Below are 15884 nucleotides of genomic sequence, written 5' to 3'. Positions count from 1 at the left end.
CGACGCCCACCGTGTTCAGCCCGCCAGCACCGCAGCGGTGTCCCGCATCGATGCCCCGGTGGCTGCATCGCGCAGCCAGTGCGCCAGCTCGCGCGGCACCAGCGGCCGCGAATACAGGTAGCCCTGGATCTCGTCACAGCCCTGGCGGCGCAGCAGGTCTTCTTCCTGCTCCGTTTCCACCCCTTCGGCCACGACCTTCATACCCAGCGCGTGGCCCAGGTGGACGATCGCCTGGGTGACTTCGGCGGTACCGGCATCTTCCAGCATGCCCTGCACGAAGCTGCGGTCGATCTTCAGCCGACCGACCGGGAACCGGTTGAGGTAGTGCAGGTTGGAGAATCCGGTGCCGAAGTCGTCCACCGCCAGCGGCACGTTGTGCCGCTCGAATACGTCGAAACAGTGCCGCAGCACTTCGGTGTCACGAATCAGCGCCGACTCGGTGAGCTCCAGCTCCATCCGGGTCGGCGACAGGCCATGCGCGTGGCAGACCTCGATGACCCGCTCGGCGAATCCCCGCTCGCGCAGCTGCACCGCCGAGACGTTCACCGCGATCCGGTCAAACAGCAGGCCCGCACGGTCCCAGGCCGAGGCCTGTCGACAGGCTTCGTTGAGTACCCAGTCGCCGATGCGCACGATCTCGCCGCACTTCTCCGCGATGGGGATGAACTCGGCCGGGCTGCAGTAGCCCAGGCCGGGGCGGTGCCAGCGCAGCAGCGCCTCGATAGCGGGCGGCTGCCCGGGTTGGGCATGCATCAGCGGCTGGTAGACCAGGCTGAACTCTTCACGCTCGATGGCCCCGTGCAGGGCGTGTTCGATATCCAGCCTGCGCTGGATCCGGCTGAGCGCATCCTGGCTGTAGTACTGGTAGGTATTGCGGCCCGCCTCTTTTGCCGCGTGCATGGCCGCATCGGCGGCACGCAGCAGGGAATCGAAATCTTCGCGGCCGTCTTCCAGCATCGCGATGCCGACGCTGGCGCCGACCTTCAGCAGGTCCTGCCCGCGATGCAGCGGCTCGGCCAACGAGGCGATCAGCTTGCGCGCCACGTGGCCGGCGTCTTCGGCTTCGGCCAGGTCACGCAGCACGACGATGAATTCGTCGCCGTTGAAACGCCCGAACAGGTCGCTGTTGCGCAGGTTCTGGTGCAGTCGGCTTGCCGCTGCCTTGAGCAGGGTATCGCCGGTGGCATGCCCGAAGCTGTCGTTGATGGTCTTGAAGCCGTCCAGGTCGATGAACAGCATCGCCAGCGGCGTACCGCGACCACGCGCCTCTTCGATCGCATCAGTGGTCTGCTCGCGCAGCAGCATGCGGTTGGGCAGCCCGGTCAGCAGGTCGTAGTGGGCCAGCAGCTCGATGCGTTCATTGGCCTCGCGTTCGCGGGTGATGTCACGGAACAGCACCACGAACCGCGGCGGCAGGCCGTCACGGCGGTCCAGCTCGATCAACACCTGCACCCAGACGCGCATGCCGGATTGCCGGTAAAAGCACAGGTCCAGTTGTTCGGGCAGGCCGCCGGCGGCGATGCGCTCAAGCGCGGATTCGAAGGCGGCGCGCGAGTCCTCGGTGTACAGCGCCAGTGCCTGGTCCAGGCTGATCGACTCCTTGCGCAGGCCATGGATGCGATAGCACTCCTCGGTCCACTGCATCAGCCGGGTGTCCACTTCGATCTCGCAGCCGCCGATGCGCCCCAATGCGGAAACACGGTTCAACAATTCGGTGCGCCAGCGGATCAATGCATCGGTCTGGTGCTGTTCGCTGATGTTCTGGACCTGGCCGAGCAGGCGCTGGATCTGCCCATCGGCGGCCTGCAATGGCTGCATCCACAGCCGCAGCTGCAGGGCCGGTTGCTGCCGGTGACTGCGCAGTTCCAGGTCCAGGTTGACCGCCTGGCCGTCCCGCCACAGCCGGCGCCAGGCCATCCGCAGCGCACCGCGCGAGCGCGGCTGCAGCCGCCGCAGCCAGGCGCGCGGACTGAAGGAAGGGTTGCCTGCCGTGCCCAGCAGCGCATGCAGCTCCGCCGACCACCAGAACCGACGGCAGCCGGGCTCCCAGGACCAGCTGCCCATGCTGGCGATCTGCTGCGCCTGGCGCAGGTGAAGCTGCTGGTCGTGCAGGTGGGCTTCCAACTGCTTCTGGTGCTCGATATCGGTATGGGTGCCGACCATGCGCAACGGCTGGCCGTCGGCGGTCCGTGCCACCACCCGTCCGCGATCCAGTACCCAGCGCCAGCTCTGGTCCGGCTGGCGGTAGCGGAATTCGGCGCTGTACTGGTCGACCTCGCCACGCAGGTGGCGCTGGACCTGCGCATGCACGCCGGCGCGGTCGTCGGGGTGGATCCGCTCCAGCAGCGCACCCGCGCGTTCCTGGACCTCGATCCTGCCCTCGACCGGCGGCGATCGCAGCACGCGGTCGCTGGCCAGGTCCCAGTCCCACAATCGGTGCCCGGCACTTTCCAGCGCAAGCTCCCAGCGCTCGCCGGACGGGCTGCCGTCGGGGTGTGGAATGCTCAGGGTGAAGGCCAGCAGGTGGCCGCCCTGGTCATGCACCGCGCGCATCCAACCGTCGTGGCGACCGCGCGGGCCGCCGGGCAGGCTGCAGGGCACGATGCCCCCGTCGGCGGCCTGCAGGCGGATGTCTTCCAGCATGGACTGGTAGGCAGCCGCTGCCGCAGGCAGGCCGTGCTCGCGCGCGGCGGGATTGGCGGCCAGTGGCGCACCATCGCGGTCAAGGATCACCAGCGCGGAGGCGAGCGGGTGCTGCAACAGGCTGGCAATGATCCCTTGGTCCACGCAACTTGCTCCAATGACGCCCCCGACAGCCGGGAACGAAATCGTTAGCGGCCAGCGGGCGGGATAATTGAGTACCGGCTGGCTGCATGGGCGTCATCGCGGCGAGTTAAGATGCGATTCGTTGCTGCCCTCCTTCCGCGACCCGGCCCCGTCCCGCCATGCCCCTGCACCCTGTTGGCAAAACCCGATGACGGTCTGCCCGACCCAGCTGGCCAACACCCTGCGGCGGGAACGGCGGCGCGTGGTGCTGGTCTACCTGCTGCTGGCCGTTGCCTGGATCGTCAGCAGCGACGTAGCCGTGGGCGCGATGATCGGCGATGCCCGCATGGCGGCCTGGCTGCAGACCGTCAAGGGCGTCTTCTTCGTCTTCGCCAGTGCCGCGATGCTGTACCTGCTGCTGCGCCCGCTCGGTGCCCACGTGCTGCAGGCCAATGCCCGCCTGGCTGCTTCCGAGCTGCGCCATCGCCAGGCTTTCGTCGGCAACCCCGGCCCGATCCTCATCTACGACCTGCAATCGGTGCGGATCCTCGACGCCAACCCCGCCGCCTGCGCGCTGTTCGGCTGGAGCCGGGAAGAACTGCTGCAGGAGTCGGTCAGCCTGCTCTGGCCAGCGGGCAGACAGGGCGCGTTGGAGGCCACCCTGGAACAGCTGCGCGAGCACCCGGAGCAGACCTGCCTGCTGCGCGCGCCGCTGCAGTTGCGCGATGGACGCCTGCGCCAGATGGAACTGCGCAGCAATGCGATCGACGTCGACGGACGCCCCGCGCGGCTGCTTATCGTGATTGACCGCACGGCCGAAGACGAGGCACTGGCGCGCCGCGATCAAGCGCTGGAGCGGCTGGAAGAAGCCCATGAACTGGCCCGCATCGGCGCCTGGCAGCTCGACCCCGCCACTGGCCTGGCCAGCTTCTCGCGGCAGGTTTACCAGTTGCTGGGCCGGCGTCCGCCGCAGGCACGCACCTGGCACCGCTTCGATGAACTGCTGGTGCCGGCCGATGCGGCGACCACGGCGATGACCGAACAGCTGCTGGCCGGGATGAGCAGCGGCGAGCCGGTCCACGTGGATGTGCTGCTGCCCCTGCTGGGCATGGATGGACGACCGTTGATGACCCACCTGCGTGCCGAAAGTGGCGTGGACGAGCTGGGCCGTCCGCGGGTGATGGGCACGCTGCAGGACGTCACCGAACGCGAACAGTCGCGCCGGTTGCTGCGCGAGCGCGAGGAACAGTTCCGCGAACTGGTGCGGGTGCTGCCCGATGGCGTGGTGATCCTGTCCGAAGAACACGTGCTGTACGCCAATGCGTTCGCCGTGCGGCTGTTCGGCTATGAAGGCCACACCCTGCTGGGCGAGCCGCTGCAGGCGCTGGTGGGTGAAGCATGCCTGCCTGCGGTGCGCGCACAGCTGCGCAACCCGGTGCCGGAAGCCAGCGCCGGCCACATCGCGATCATCGGCATGCAGCGCGCCGATGGCAGCCGTTTCCAGGCCGGGCTGGCGGTGGGCGAAGTGCGCTACGGCGGGCGCGACTGCCGTCTGCTGATCGTGCGCGACCTCAGTGATGCCGAGCGCACGCGCGCGGCACTGGAGAACAGCAATCGCGAACTGCAGGCGATGGCCGGCCGGCTGTTCTCCCTGCAGGAAGACGAACGCCGCGCCATTTCGCGCGACCTGCACGATGACATCGGCCAGGCGATCACCGCGATCAAGCTTTCGGCCTGGGCAGCGCTGGATGAAGAAGACGGCGCCCGCCGCCGCGAGGACCTGCAGCAGATCGTCAGCCTGGCCGATGGCACCGTGGCCAAGCTGCGCGACCTGTCCACGCTGCTGCGTCCGCCGCAGCTGGATGCGCTGGGCCTGGAGGCCGCGCTGCGCTGGCAGGCCGGCGTGCTGTTCCGCTCTTCGCAGGCCGAACTGCTGTCACGCATCGACACCCTGCCCCAGCGCCCGGACAACGCCATCGAACAGGCCTGCTTCCGGATCGCACAGGAAAGCCTGACCAATGCCCTGCGCCACGCCAAGGCCAGCCAGGTGCTGCTGCACCTGCGCGACATCGACCAGGACCGCCTGCACCTGCAGGTGCGCGACGATGGCGAAGGCTTCGATCCGCACGGACCGCGCGGCCTGGGCCTGATCGTGATGCGCGAACGTGCGCAGAGCGTGGGCGGACAGCTGCGCATCGAATCGGCTCCGGGTGAAGGTACCCTGATCGAACTGCATCTCCCCTACCGTGTCGGCATGATGCCGGACGAACCGCTGGAATCACGCCTTTGATGTGGAATACCTCCCTGCCTCCGGTCAGTATCGAGGACGCCCCGGACCGACTGGGCGCCGGCAACCCCGAGCTGCAGGCGATGGTCGCCGAAGCGGCCGCGGGCGGTACCCCGATGATGGTGATGCATGTGGACATCGACCACTTTGCATCGGTCAACGAGAACATGAGCGCCGAAGTGGGCGACCAGGCGCTGGTGCTGGTGGCCCAGCGCCTGAAATCGTGGCTGCGCGGCCGTGGCACGCTGTGGCGCCATGGCAGCGATGAGTTCCTGGTGGCCGTGCCGCGTACCGGCGAGGTCGCCCTGCCGGAGGACTTCGCCGAAGAGCTGCGGCAGCAGCTGGAGCTGCCCCTTTCGGTGCTGCCCTACACCCTTTTCATGACCGGCAAGCTGGGCGTCAGCCTGTGCCCGGAACACGCCAGCACCGCCTCGCGCCTGCTCGACCACGCCGAGGACGCGCTCTACCAGGCGGCGCGCGAAGGCGGCAACGCGGTGCGCATCCACGCCGTGGATACCGTCCCCAGCGCGCACAGCGAGAGCATCATCGCCCGGCAGATCATCGACGCCATTCCCAATGGCGAGCTCAAGCTGCGCTACCAGCCGCTGGTGAGTTCACGCGATGGCCACGTGGTCGGCATGGAAGCGCTGCTGCGCTGGCAGTCGCCGACGCTGGGGATGCTGGTTCCTGAACGCTTCATGCGTACGGCAGAACGGCTGGGCATCATCGTGCAGATCGGCACGTGGGTGCTGGAAGGCGCCTTGAAGCAGGCGCGGCTGTGGCGTGACCAGGGCTTCGATGACTTCACCATCGCGGTCAACGTCTCCACCCTGCAGCTGCTCCGCCCGAATTTCTTCACCGAGGTGATGGGCCTGATCCAGGCCGCCGGCGTTCCGGCGCCGATGCTGACCCTGGAAATCAACGAAAGCGCATTGACCAACAATGTCAATTTCGTCCACGAAACCCTGGTCAACCTGCGCAATGAAGGTATCAGCCTTAGCCTGGACAATTTCGGTACCGGCGACTCCAGCCTGAGTGCGCTGGTGCGCTACCCCGTGGACAAGCTGAAGATCGACCGCAGCTTCATCAAGAGCGCCCCGGCCGGCAATCGTGAGGCGGCGATCGCCCGCGCCATCATTGCCATGGGCCACCAGCTGGGCATGACCGTGATCGCCAATGGCGTGGAATCGCAGGCCCAGCTCGGCTTCCTGCGCCGCAATGACTGCGATGTGTTCCAGGGTTACCTGTTCGGCGAGCCGATGTCCGCCGATGCGGCGGGCATGACCCTGCGACGGCGTTACCTGCGCCCAGAAGCGTTCGCCGAAACCCGTCCGGACCGCACCCTGCTGCTGCTGGACGACGAAGAAAACGTGCTGCGCTCGCTGGTGCGCCTGTTCCGCCGCGACGGCTACCGGATCCTGGCGGCGGGCAACGTGCGCGATGCGTTCGACCTGCTGGCGATCAACGATGTGCAGGTGATCCTGTCCGACCAGCGCATGAGCGACATGAGCGGCACCGAGTTCCTGGGCCGCGTGAAGATGCTCTACCCGGACACGATCCGGCTGGTGCTGTCCGGCTATACCGACCTCAACACGGTCACCGATGCGATCAACCGTGGGGCGATATACCGCTTCCTGACCAAGCCGTGGAATGACGATGAGCTGCGCAAGCACATCCACCAGGCGTTCCGCACGTACGAAGAACAGCGGCGCAGCAATGGCGGTTCCGTTGCGGCGGAGCCGGTGGAGTCTTTGGATGATCGGTCGGTGTTGCGCTGAGGGAGGGTCGAACGGGTTGGACCCCCCTCGCGGGTGGCTTTAAAGCAACAGCCATGGGTTGGGCCGGGCGCGGAGGCTATGCGGGGCACGCGCAAGTACGTCCATGTAGCTCTTCGCGGCTCCTGCCGCTCAAGGCCCCGCACACCCTCCCCGCCCGACCCCCTGACAGGTTCCGGTGGCCGCCACCCGCGTAATAAAGAAAGAAAAAGCGGTAGCGCCGACCCATGGTCGGCGAGCGCAGCGGGCCCTTGGCGGAAACATTCCGCCGACCATGGGTCGGCGCTACCGCGGTTCCAAGGCCGCCATGAACCTGTCGAAGGTGGGGCGGGGTGGGTTCGTGGGAACGCTCATCCGCATGGGTCCGGCGCATGCGCCGGACGGGCTGGGCAGGAGCCCAGCGCAGGTCTTGCCGCCTGTGCAGGACTGCACCGGCGAGCAAGCGGATGGCGAGCCTCCATGGACGGATTCACGGCGATTCCCACGAACCCACCCCGCCCCGCCAACGCAACAGCCATGCAGCTTTTGCCGTTGCCGTCGCTCTGGCTTGAGCAGGTGCGGGCGCAGCCCGGCAACACACCAACTACCGTGGCTGCTTGATCGGCAGCACGATCCGGAACGTGGACCCCACCCCCGGCGTGCTGTCCAGGTCGATCCGGCCGTTGTGCTTGTTGATGATGCTGTAGGAGATCGACAGGCCCAGGCCGGTGCCGCTGCCCACCGGCTTGGTGGTGAAGAACGGATCGAAAATACGCTGGCGCAGTTCCGGCGAAATGCCACCGCCGCTGTCCTGGAACTCCACCCACACGTGCTCGCCTTCCACCCCGGTACGCACGGTGATCACCCCCCGTTCGGCGATCGCATGGCCCGCGTTGAGCAGCAGGTTCATGTAGACCTGGTTGAGCTCCGAAGGCAGGCACTCCACCAGCGGCAGCTGGCCGAACTCACGGTGCAGTTCCACCTTGTACTTGAGCTCGTTCCAGATGATGTTGATGGTCGACTCCAGCCCGGAGTGCAGGTCGACCAGCTTCCACGACTCGTCACGCCCGGAATAGGAGAAGTCCTTCAGGTCGCGCACGATGCGGGTCACCCGCTCGATTCCCTCGCGCGATTCAGCCATCAACTGCGGAAGATCCCGGCTGATGAAGTCGATGTCGAGGCGATCGCGGATGTCATCGATTTCCGGGATCAGCGTCTTCGGATCCGGCGCACGCAATGCGCGCTCGTAGGCCTCGATCACCGTGAACAGACTGCGCAGGTATTCCTGCAGGCTGCCCAGGTTGGAATGCACGTAACCGATGGGGTTGTTGATCTCGTGCGCCACGCCCGCAGCCAGCTGGCCGATCGAAGCCATCTTCTCCGACTGCAGCAGTTTTTCCTGTGCGCCGTTGAGGCGCAGATAGGCCTGGCGCAGCTCTGCGTGCCGCTGCTGGAGTTCGCGTTCGTAGTCTTCCTGGCCTTCGACCCGGCGGAACAGGCCCAGGTAATACCCTGCACCCTGGTCACGGTGGTGGTAAAGCTGGGCGGTGACGACCGCTTCGCCCATCACCAGGCTGCCGCTCCACTGCCCCTCGCGCCGCGCAACAGCCATCGCATCGGGCGGCAGCAGCGCGCGCAGCCGCTGCGCCGGACCGGCACCACTGGCCGGACCGGAGGCCAGCAACGCCTCCACCGCCGGATTGGCCAGGATCACTGAATCATCGTCGGTGAAAAGCAGCAGGCCTTCACGCACCGGCGCAAGCAGCGCCTGCAGGAGCGCGGGCGAAGGGAAGGACGGCGTCGGGTTCGGGAAGGCGGCAGGCACGGGCGCTCGGCGTGGCAGGGATGAGTGCCACTATACGATGCCTGCGTGCCGCAAGGCGGCGCGGGTGCGCCCCGTTTCGCCGCTCGGCTTCAGGCGACGGCGAGCGGACGTCCGGCCGTCATCTGCTGGGACTGCCCCTTGCTGTCATACGCCGGCGCATCCTCGCTGCGGCCCAGCTGGCGCAACGCCCAGTTGACCTCGCGCCGTCGGCGCGACAGCAGCACGCCGTTGGCGCGGTTGCGTTCGGCCAGTTCCTGCAACTGGCTGGATTCGCCGACCGGCAGCGCCCTGTCCAGTGCGCGCAGGGCATCCAGCTTGGCCCCGGTGGCACGGATCAACGCATGCACGTCGTGCGCGACCAAGGCCTGGCGCTCGGCATCCAGGGCTTCGCTCAGCCGTTGCATGGGCTCGCTCATGGGCGTGCTCATCCCTGCAGCTGCTGGTCCAGATCAAGCATGCGCGATGCGATCGCCTCTGGATTGATCCGGTAGCTGCCGTTCTGCAGTGACTCACGCACTGCGGCCACGCGCTCGGCATCGATCGCCGGGGCGGCCGCAAGGCTGCGTTCCAGGGCTTGCAGATTGGTGGCTTCACCGGTCAGCTTCAAGCTGTCGGCTGCCTGCACCGGACGCGCGGGCGCATCGGTACTGATGCCGGGCCGACTGGCCGGACCCACCGCGCGCAGGGTCTGCGCCGCCTGCAGGGTACCGTCGATTTTTTGGCTCATTGGAGCTCCAAGGGTTGCCGTACTGTAACGATAACGGCCACCGGACCGTGATCTTTAGCGGGTTTTACGATTTTTTTCAGCGCGTCACTAAAACGTCGCCACTGGCGTCCACGGTGCCCTGCACTATCTTGCGCGAGGTCAGGTTCTCCACCGACAAGCGTTCGTTCTCGCCGGCATCGCCCAGCGCCTTGCCGGCCACCCGGACTTCCACCGAGCCGCGACGGGACACCAGCGCCACGCTGTCGCCGCGCCGGACCAGCCGCTGTGCGACCAGGTCAGAAGCGGACAGCAGGCTGCCCGCCTGCAGCGTCCGGCGTGCCACCCGGCCGACGGCCGCGGCGGGGTCGGCCAGCACGGCGCCGGCAATCCGCGCTGCATCACGCTGGGCGGTGGATATATCGGCAGCGGCCAGCGTTTCTCCAGCGGCAATACCACGCGCCAGCACCAGCACGGTCTGCTCGCGGCGCACCTTCACCGGCACGAACAGGCGCCAGCCGCCGGCATCGGGGCAGCTCACTTCCACGGTGGTGCTGGCGGTGGGCTGGGCGGCCAGGCCCTGCGCGCACGCAGGCAGGCGCAGCGCATCGGCCACCACGGCCTCGCCCTGCTCACCGGCCGCCAGCGTGGACAGTGCGGCAGCGCGGATGCTGTCCACCGGCTGCCACGAGGGCGCGGCCCCGGCGGGCGCGGCCATCGCCAGCATCAACCAGCACATCGTCTTGAAGGATGGCATGCCACCTCCGGTCATGGGATCAGCCGCCCTGTTGCAAGCGCCGTGCCAATCGCAACGCCGCCGCGCCGCTCAAGTACATCGCCGGCGCGCCGATACAGCCTGCATGTCACATGACCTGCTCAACCGCATCGACCAACGCACCCGGCTTGCTGGACACAACCGGCTGGCACTCCTGTTGTTCCGCCTGGGCGGACGCCAGCTTTTTGGCGTCAACGTGTTCAAAGTGCAGGAAGTGCTGCGGCGCCCTGCCCTGTTCCAGGTTCCCGGCCTGCCCAGCCAGTTCTCCGGGGTAGCGGATGTGCGTGGCCGCTCGGTACCGGTGCTGGACCTGGGCGTGGCCATCGGCCATCCCGAGCGCGGCACCAATGGCGAAGGCCCGGGGTATCTGGTGGTGACCGAATTCAACCGGTCCATCCAGGGCTTCCTGGTCAGCGGGGTGGAGCGCATCGTCAACATCGCCGTGCAGGACATCCATCCGCCGCCGGAGCTGGGGGCCGAATCCAGCTACCTGACCGCGGTGACCCGCTTCCAGGGCGAGCTTATCCAGGTCATCGACGTGGAAAGCGTGCTGGCCGACATCGCCCAGACCCGCAGCGAAGCGATACTGGACCCGACGATGGCCCTGCCCGCCGATGCACCGCCCATGCAGGTGCTGGTGGTGGACGACTCGCGCGTGGCCCGCCAGCAGATCCGCAGCGTGCTGGACCAGCTGGGCGTCGGCGCGACCCTGCTGTCCGACGGCAAGCAGGCGCTTGACCACCTGCTGCAGATCCATGCCGCCGGCGAAGACCCGGCCCAGCGCTACGCCATGGTGATCTCCGACATTGAAATGCCGGCGATGGACGGCTACACCCTGACCACCGAAATCCGTCGCCACCCGGGCCTGTCCGGACTATTCGTGCTGCTGCACACCTCCCTGTCCGGCGTGTTCAACAACGCGATGGTCGAACGGGTGGGCGCCAACGCCTTCGTCGCCAAATATTCCCCGCACGAACTGGCCGACTTCGTCCTGGACCGCCTGCGCCGCGTCGCCGAAGCCGCCTGACCCCACGCCCCCCTGGCATCACCGCCGAGCACGGCCAGGCGCTAGCGTTCCCGCGTTCGATGAAATGAAGCGGGGTGGCGGGCAGGCCTGGGCAGGACGCTGAGCCGCATATATGCGGCGATGCAGCCTACACGGACGTACTTGCGGCGTGTCCTGCCCAGGCCTGCCCGCCACCACGCCCCCACGCCACCCCGCCCCCAGCCCAACGCCGCCGCTTTGGCACAAAGGTTGCAGCCTCCCCGGCACAGTTCCGTGGGAGCGCGCCATGTCCAACCTGATTTCCGACTACCTGGGTGTCCATGCCCAGGCCATGCCGTTGCGCGAGCAGCGCATGAAGCTGATCGCCAGCAACCTCGGCAACGCCGACACCCCCGGCTACAAGGCCCAGGACCTGGACTTCGATGCCGCCCTGCGCAGCGCCCAGGGCCAGTCCGGCAACGGCCTGATGGCCACCACCAACGAACAGCACCTGGCGATCGGCGGGGGCCTCAACCCCTTCCAGATCTCCCGTGAAGGCATCCAGCCCAATCTCGACGGCAACACCGTGGACCCGGACACCGAGCGCGCCGCCTACGGCCGTGCCGCGCTGGAATACCGGGCCTCGCTGAGCTTCGTCGAATCCAAGGTGCGCTCCATGCTCACCGCCATCACGGGGCAATAAGCCATGAGCAACCTGCCGATCTTCGACATCGCCGGATCCGCCCTGCAGGCGCAGTCGGTGCGCATGAGCACCATCGCCTCCAACCTGTCCAACGCCGATTCGGTGGCCGGCTCGGCCGAGGCGGTCTACAAACCGCTGGAACCGATCTTCCAGGCCGTCACCAGCCGCACCGATCCCAACATCACCACGGTGCAGGTCAAGGAAATCAGCCAGAGCAACGCCGCGCCGATCAAGCGCTACGAGCCCGGCCATCCACTGGCCGACGGCGATGGCTACATCTACCAGGCCGACGTCGACCCGGTCGCGCAGATGGTCAACCTGATTTCCACCTCGCGCAATTACCAGGCCGGCGTGGAAATGCTGAGCACCGCCAAGGAACTGGCCCTCGCCACGCTGACGATGGGCCGCTGACGCGCGCCCGCAAGGATCTCCCCATGAGTACTGCCATCACCACCCAGTCCAGCCAGGACGTGTACGCCGCCCTCGGCCTGAACTCGCCCAACAGCAGCGCCAGCAAGAAGAAGGACACCCTGGAGCAGGCCGACTTCCTGCGCCTGATGACCGAACAGCTGCAGCACCAGGATCCGCTGAAGCCGATGGACAACACCCAGATGGTCGCGCAGATGGCGCAGATGTCCACCGTGCAGGGCATCACCGACCTCAACACCACCGTGCAGGGGTTCCAGACCTCGATGGCCAGCGACCAGGTGCTGCGTGGCGCCGCGCTGGTCGGCCACGACGTGCTGGTGCCGTCGGAAAAGATGGTGCTGGAAGCCGAAGGCAGCGTCGGCGGCGTGGTCGCCGCACCGGGCGCCGGCATGATCAACGTGGACATCACCGATGCCAACGGCCTGAAGGTCGCCCAGATCAGCGTGGAAGCCACCGCCGCCGGTGAAACCAGCTTCGAGTGGGATGGCAAGGACAGCAGCGGCAACCGCCTGCCGCCGGGCAATTATTCGCTGGTGGCCAACCACACCGACACCGCCGGTGCGCAGACCAAGCTCGGCACCTACGTGGAGGCCCCGGTGGAAAGCGTGACCGTCGGGTCCGACGGCCTGTACCTGAATCTCAAAGGATTGGGCGCCGCCCCGATCGACTACGTGCTCCGCATCAGCTGAGCCCCCAGACCGCATAATCGAGGAGTCCACCATGGCTTTCAATGTCTCGCTGTCCGGCATCAACGCCGCCAACACCGACCTCAGCGTCACCGCCAACAACGTCGCCAACGTCAACACGACCGGCTTCAAGCAGTCGCGCGCCGAGTTCGCCGACCTGTTCTCGGCCACCAGCTATGGCCTGTCACGCAATGCGGTGGGCTCCGGCGCACGGGTGTCCAACGTCGCCCAGCAGTTCAGCCAGGGCAACAACAGCCAGACCGGGCGCAGCCTGGACCTGGCCGTGTCCGGCGAAGGCTTCTTCACCATGAGCATGAACGGCCAGCGTACCTACTCGCGCGCCGGCAATTTCCAGACCGATGCGCAGGGCTTCGTGATCAACCCGGCCGGTGCACGCCTGCAGGTGTTCACCCCGAATGCCGACGGCACCACCTTCGACTCCGGTCGCCTGACCGACCTGCAGCTGCTGACCACCGACAGCCCGCCCAAGCAGACCGGCAGCGTGCAGCTGGCCTTCACCCTGCCGGCCAACAGCACCCAGCCCACCGTGACCCCGTTCGACCCGACCGATTCGAACAGCTACAGCCAGTCCAGCGGCGGCGTGACGGTGTATGACTCGCTCGGCGTCAGCCACACCCAGACCTCGTACTTCGTGAAGGGGACGGCCGCCAACGAATGGCAGGTCTACAACTACGTCGACGGCCAGGCCGCCGGCGCACCGACCACCCTGCAGTTCAATGAAAGCGGCGCGCTGGTGGCCCCGGCCAACGGCCAGATCACCCTGGACGGCTTCACCCCGGGCACCGGTGCCGGCCAGCTCAACCTGACCCTGGACGTGGCCGGCTCCACCCAGTACGGCGAGAAGTTCGCGCTGCGCAACTTCCAGCAGGACGGCTACGCGTCGGGCAAGCTCAACGAGATCAGCGTCTCCGAACAGGGTGTGGTCTATGCGCGCTATTCCAATGGCGATGACAAGGCGCTGGGCCAGGTCGCACTGACCAACTTCAACAATGCCCAGGGCCTGCAGTCCACCGGCGACAACATGTGGGTGGAAACCTTCGCATCGGGCTCGCCGCGCACCTCCGCGCCGGACTCTTCGGACCTGGGCAAGATCCAGGCCGGCGCGCTGGAATCGTCCACCGTGGACCTGACCGAGCAGCTGGTGAACATGATCGTGGCCCAGCGCAACTTCCAGGCCAACTCGCAGATGCTCAGCACCCAGGACCAGGTCACCCAGACCATCATCAACATCCGTTGATGATGGCCGGCTGACCGCAGCACGGAGCTTCCATCATGGACAAGGCCCTCTACGTCGCGATGACCGGTGCCCGCGCCTCCCTGCAGGCGCAAGGCACGGTGTCGCACAACATCGCCAATACCGATACGCCCGGCTTCAAGGAAGCGCTGGCCAACACCGAAGCCTTCGCGATCCGCGGGCAGGGCTTTGCTTCGCGTGTGGACGCCATCCATGTCGACGCCGGCTTCAACCGCCGCGTCGGTGCCCAGCACATCACCGGCAATCCGCTGGACCTGTCCCTGCAGGCCGGCAGCTGGCTGACCGTGCAGGCACCAGGCGGTGGCGAGGCCTATACCCGCGGTGCGGCACTGTCGCTGACCCCGAATGGGCAGCTGGTCACCGCCGGCGGCCATGCGGTGCTGGATGAAAACGAAAACCCGATCGCCATCCCGCCCCACCAGGCGATGGAGATCGGCAACGACGGCACCATCTCCATCATCCCGCTCGGCGAAGGTCCACAGACCATGGCGGTGGTCGGCCGGATCAAGGTCGTGGCGGCCGATGATGCGCGGCTGGAGCGCGGGCTCGATGGCCTGTTCCGCAACACCGATCCGCAGCAGCCGTTCGTGCAGACCCAGGGCAAGGCACTGGAAAGCGGCCAGCTGGAAGGCAGCAACGTGGACGCCGCCGGTGCGCTGGTGCAGATGATCCAGCTGCAGCGCCAGTACGAAATGCAGGTGAAGGTGATCAAGCACGGCGACGAAAACGCGCGCAGCGCCAATAGTCTGCTGCGGCTGAACGGCTGAGTCCACGCCGACGACGGAATACCGGCGCGCCGCAATGGCACGCCGCTTGCAGTACCCCTGGTGAAGCACCTGCGAGCGTTCGCAGGTACCTGCCCCGCCCCGCTGGGCCGGACACCACGCAGAGGAACCGACCATGAACCAGGCACTGTGGATCGCCAAGACCGGACTGGACGCGCAGCAGACGCGCATGTCGGTGGTATCCAACAACCTCGCCAACACCAACACGACCGGCTTCAAGCAGGACCGTGCCAGTTTCGAGGACCTGCTGTACCAGCAGGTGCGCCAGCCTGGCGGTGCCACGTCGGCGCAGACGCAGTTGCCGACCGGCCTGCAGCTGGGAACCGGCGTGCGCGTGGTGGCCACCGCCAAGAACTTCGAACAGGGCAGCCAGCAGCAGACCGGGCGCGCACTGGACGTGATGGTCAACGGCCGCGGCTTCTTCGAAGTGTCCATGCCCGACGGCAGCTCGGCCTACACCCGCGACGGCTCGTTCAAGGTCAACCAGGATGGCGAGCTGGTCACCAACAGCGGTTACCCGGTGCAGCCGGGTATCCAGATCCCGGAAGGCGCACAGACGCTGACCATCGGCAGCGACGGCACGGTCAGCGTGAAGATGGCCGATGACGCGGCCACGGTGGAGATCGGCGCGCTGACCCTGACCGACTTCATCAACCCGGCCGGCCTGCAGTCGCGCGGGGAGAACCTGTACCTGGAGACCACCGCATCCGGTCCGGCGCAGAACGGCAATCCCGGCCTCAACGGCCTGGGCAACGTGGTCCAGGGCGCACTGGAAGGCAGCAACGTCAACGTGGTGGAAGAGCTGGTCTCGATGATCGAAACCCAGCGCGCCTACGAAATGAACGCCAAGGCCATTTCCACCACCGACTCGATGCTCGGCTACCTCAACAACAACGTCTGATCGGACCGC

14 protein-coding genes are annotated in these 15884 nt (G+C 67.1%); 9 read left to right on the top strand and 5 right to left on the bottom strand.

The genetic code is table 11. The features are described 5' to 3' along the window. Positions 1–15: 15 nt before the first annotated feature. Entirely contained in the window at positions 16–2787 is a 2772-nt protein-coding gene (locus tag IFT63_RS05500) for an EAL domain-containing protein (RefSeq protein ID WP_192083458.1), read from the bottom strand. A 187-nt stretch (positions 2788–2974) separates the two neighbouring features. Here IFT63_RS05500 and IFT63_RS05495 point away from each other — a divergent pair, with 187 nt between their 5' ends. Together IFT63_RS05495 and IFT63_RS05490 are read left to right on the top strand one after the other, a co-directional pair. After that, positions 2975–5056, top strand: a complete 2082-nt coding sequence (locus IFT63_RS05495) for a PAS domain S-box protein (protein ID WP_192083457.1) — start codon at positions 2975–2977, stop codon at positions 5054–5056. Then, on the top strand, positions 5056–6831 hold the full coding sequence (locus tag IFT63_RS05490; protein ID WP_192083456.1) for an EAL domain-containing protein: 1776 nt from the start codon (positions 5056–5058) through the stop codon (positions 6829–6831). The genes IFT63_RS05495 and IFT63_RS05490 overlap by 1 nt, the downstream gene beginning before the upstream one ends. Before the next feature lie 580 nt (positions 6832–7411). Here the strand turns inward: IFT63_RS05490 and IFT63_RS05485 are convergent. From IFT63_RS05485 to flgA, 4 genes are all read right to left on the bottom strand, one after another. Continuing rightward, positions 7412–8632, bottom strand: a complete 1221-nt coding sequence (locus IFT63_RS05485) for an ATP-binding protein (protein WP_042615447.1) — start codon at positions 8630–8632, stop codon at positions 7412–7414. Positions 8633–8721: 89 nt separating this feature from the next. Then, on the bottom strand, positions 8722–9060 hold the full coding sequence (locus tag IFT63_RS05480) for a flagella protein (protein ID WP_042615446.1): 339 nt from the start codon (positions 9058–9060) through the stop codon (positions 8722–8724). Further along, positions 9057–9359 carry a flagellar biosynthesis anti-sigma factor FlgM gene (flgM, locus tag IFT63_RS05475; RefSeq protein ID WP_042615445.1) on the bottom strand — a complete coding sequence of 101 codons (303 nt, stop codon included), beginning with the start codon at positions 9357–9359 and terminating at the stop codon, positions 9057–9059. Before flgM ends, IFT63_RS05480 begins: the two co-directional genes overlap by 4 nt. A 76-nt stretch (positions 9360–9435) precedes the next feature. Further along, the gene (gene flgA / locus IFT63_RS05470; protein ID WP_192083455.1) at positions 9436–10092 is read right to left on the bottom strand and encodes a flagellar basal body P-ring formation chaperone FlgA; all 657 of its coding nucleotides are present in this window, start codon (positions 10090–10092) and stop codon (positions 9436–9438) included. A gap of 103 nt (positions 10093–10195) precedes the next feature. Between flgA and IFT63_RS05465 the strand changes: the two genes are divergently transcribed. From IFT63_RS05465 to flgG, 7 genes are all read left to right on the top strand, one after another. Further along, complete coding sequence (locus IFT63_RS05465) at positions 10196–11137, top strand: chemotaxis protein (protein WP_042615443.1); 942 nt, start codon at positions 10196–10198, stop codon at positions 11135–11137. Between the two features lie 265 nt (positions 11138–11402). Beyond that, positions 11403–11798 (top strand): flagellar basal body rod protein FlgB, encoded by a 396-nt coding sequence (gene flgB, locus IFT63_RS05460; protein ID WP_042615442.1) that lies wholly within the window; start codon positions 11403–11405, stop codon positions 11796–11798. A 3-nt stretch (positions 11799–11801) separates the two neighbouring features. After that, on the top strand, positions 11802–12209 hold the full coding sequence (flgC, locus tag IFT63_RS05455) for a flagellar basal body rod protein FlgC (RefSeq protein WP_042615441.1): 408 nt from the start codon (positions 11802–11804) through the stop codon (positions 12207–12209). Between the two features lie 23 nt (positions 12210–12232). Further along, positions 12233–12916 (top strand): flagellar hook capping FlgD N-terminal domain-containing protein, encoded by a 684-nt coding sequence (locus IFT63_RS05450; RefSeq protein ID WP_192083454.1) that lies wholly within the window; start codon positions 12233–12235, stop codon positions 12914–12916. A gap of 31 nt (positions 12917–12947) precedes the next feature. After that, positions 12948–14171, top strand: a complete 1224-nt coding sequence (flgE, locus tag IFT63_RS05445) for a flagellar hook protein FlgE (RefSeq protein WP_042615439.1) — start codon at positions 12948–12950, stop codon at positions 14169–14171. A 35-nt stretch (positions 14172–14206) separates the two neighbouring features. After that, positions 14207–14956 (top strand): flagellar basal body rod protein FlgF, encoded by a 750-nt coding sequence (locus IFT63_RS05440; RefSeq protein WP_042615438.1) that lies wholly within the window; start codon positions 14207–14209, stop codon positions 14954–14956. Between the two features lie 133 nt (positions 14957–15089). Beyond that, entirely contained in the window at positions 15090–15875 is a 786-nt protein-coding gene (gene flgG, locus IFT63_RS05435; RefSeq protein ID WP_042615437.1) for a flagellar basal-body rod protein FlgG, read from the top strand. Positions 15876–15884: the final 9 nt, after the last annotated feature.

This window comes from Stenotrophomonas sp. CFBP 13724 (assembly GCF_014841975.1).
GTDB classification, from domain to species: domain Bacteria; phylum Pseudomonadota; class Gammaproteobacteria; order Xanthomonadales; family Xanthomonadaceae; genus Stenotrophomonas; species Stenotrophomonas lacuserhaii.
Note: the sequence above shows the minus strand (reverse complement) of the source record. Positions and strands in the feature narration are given on the sequence as shown.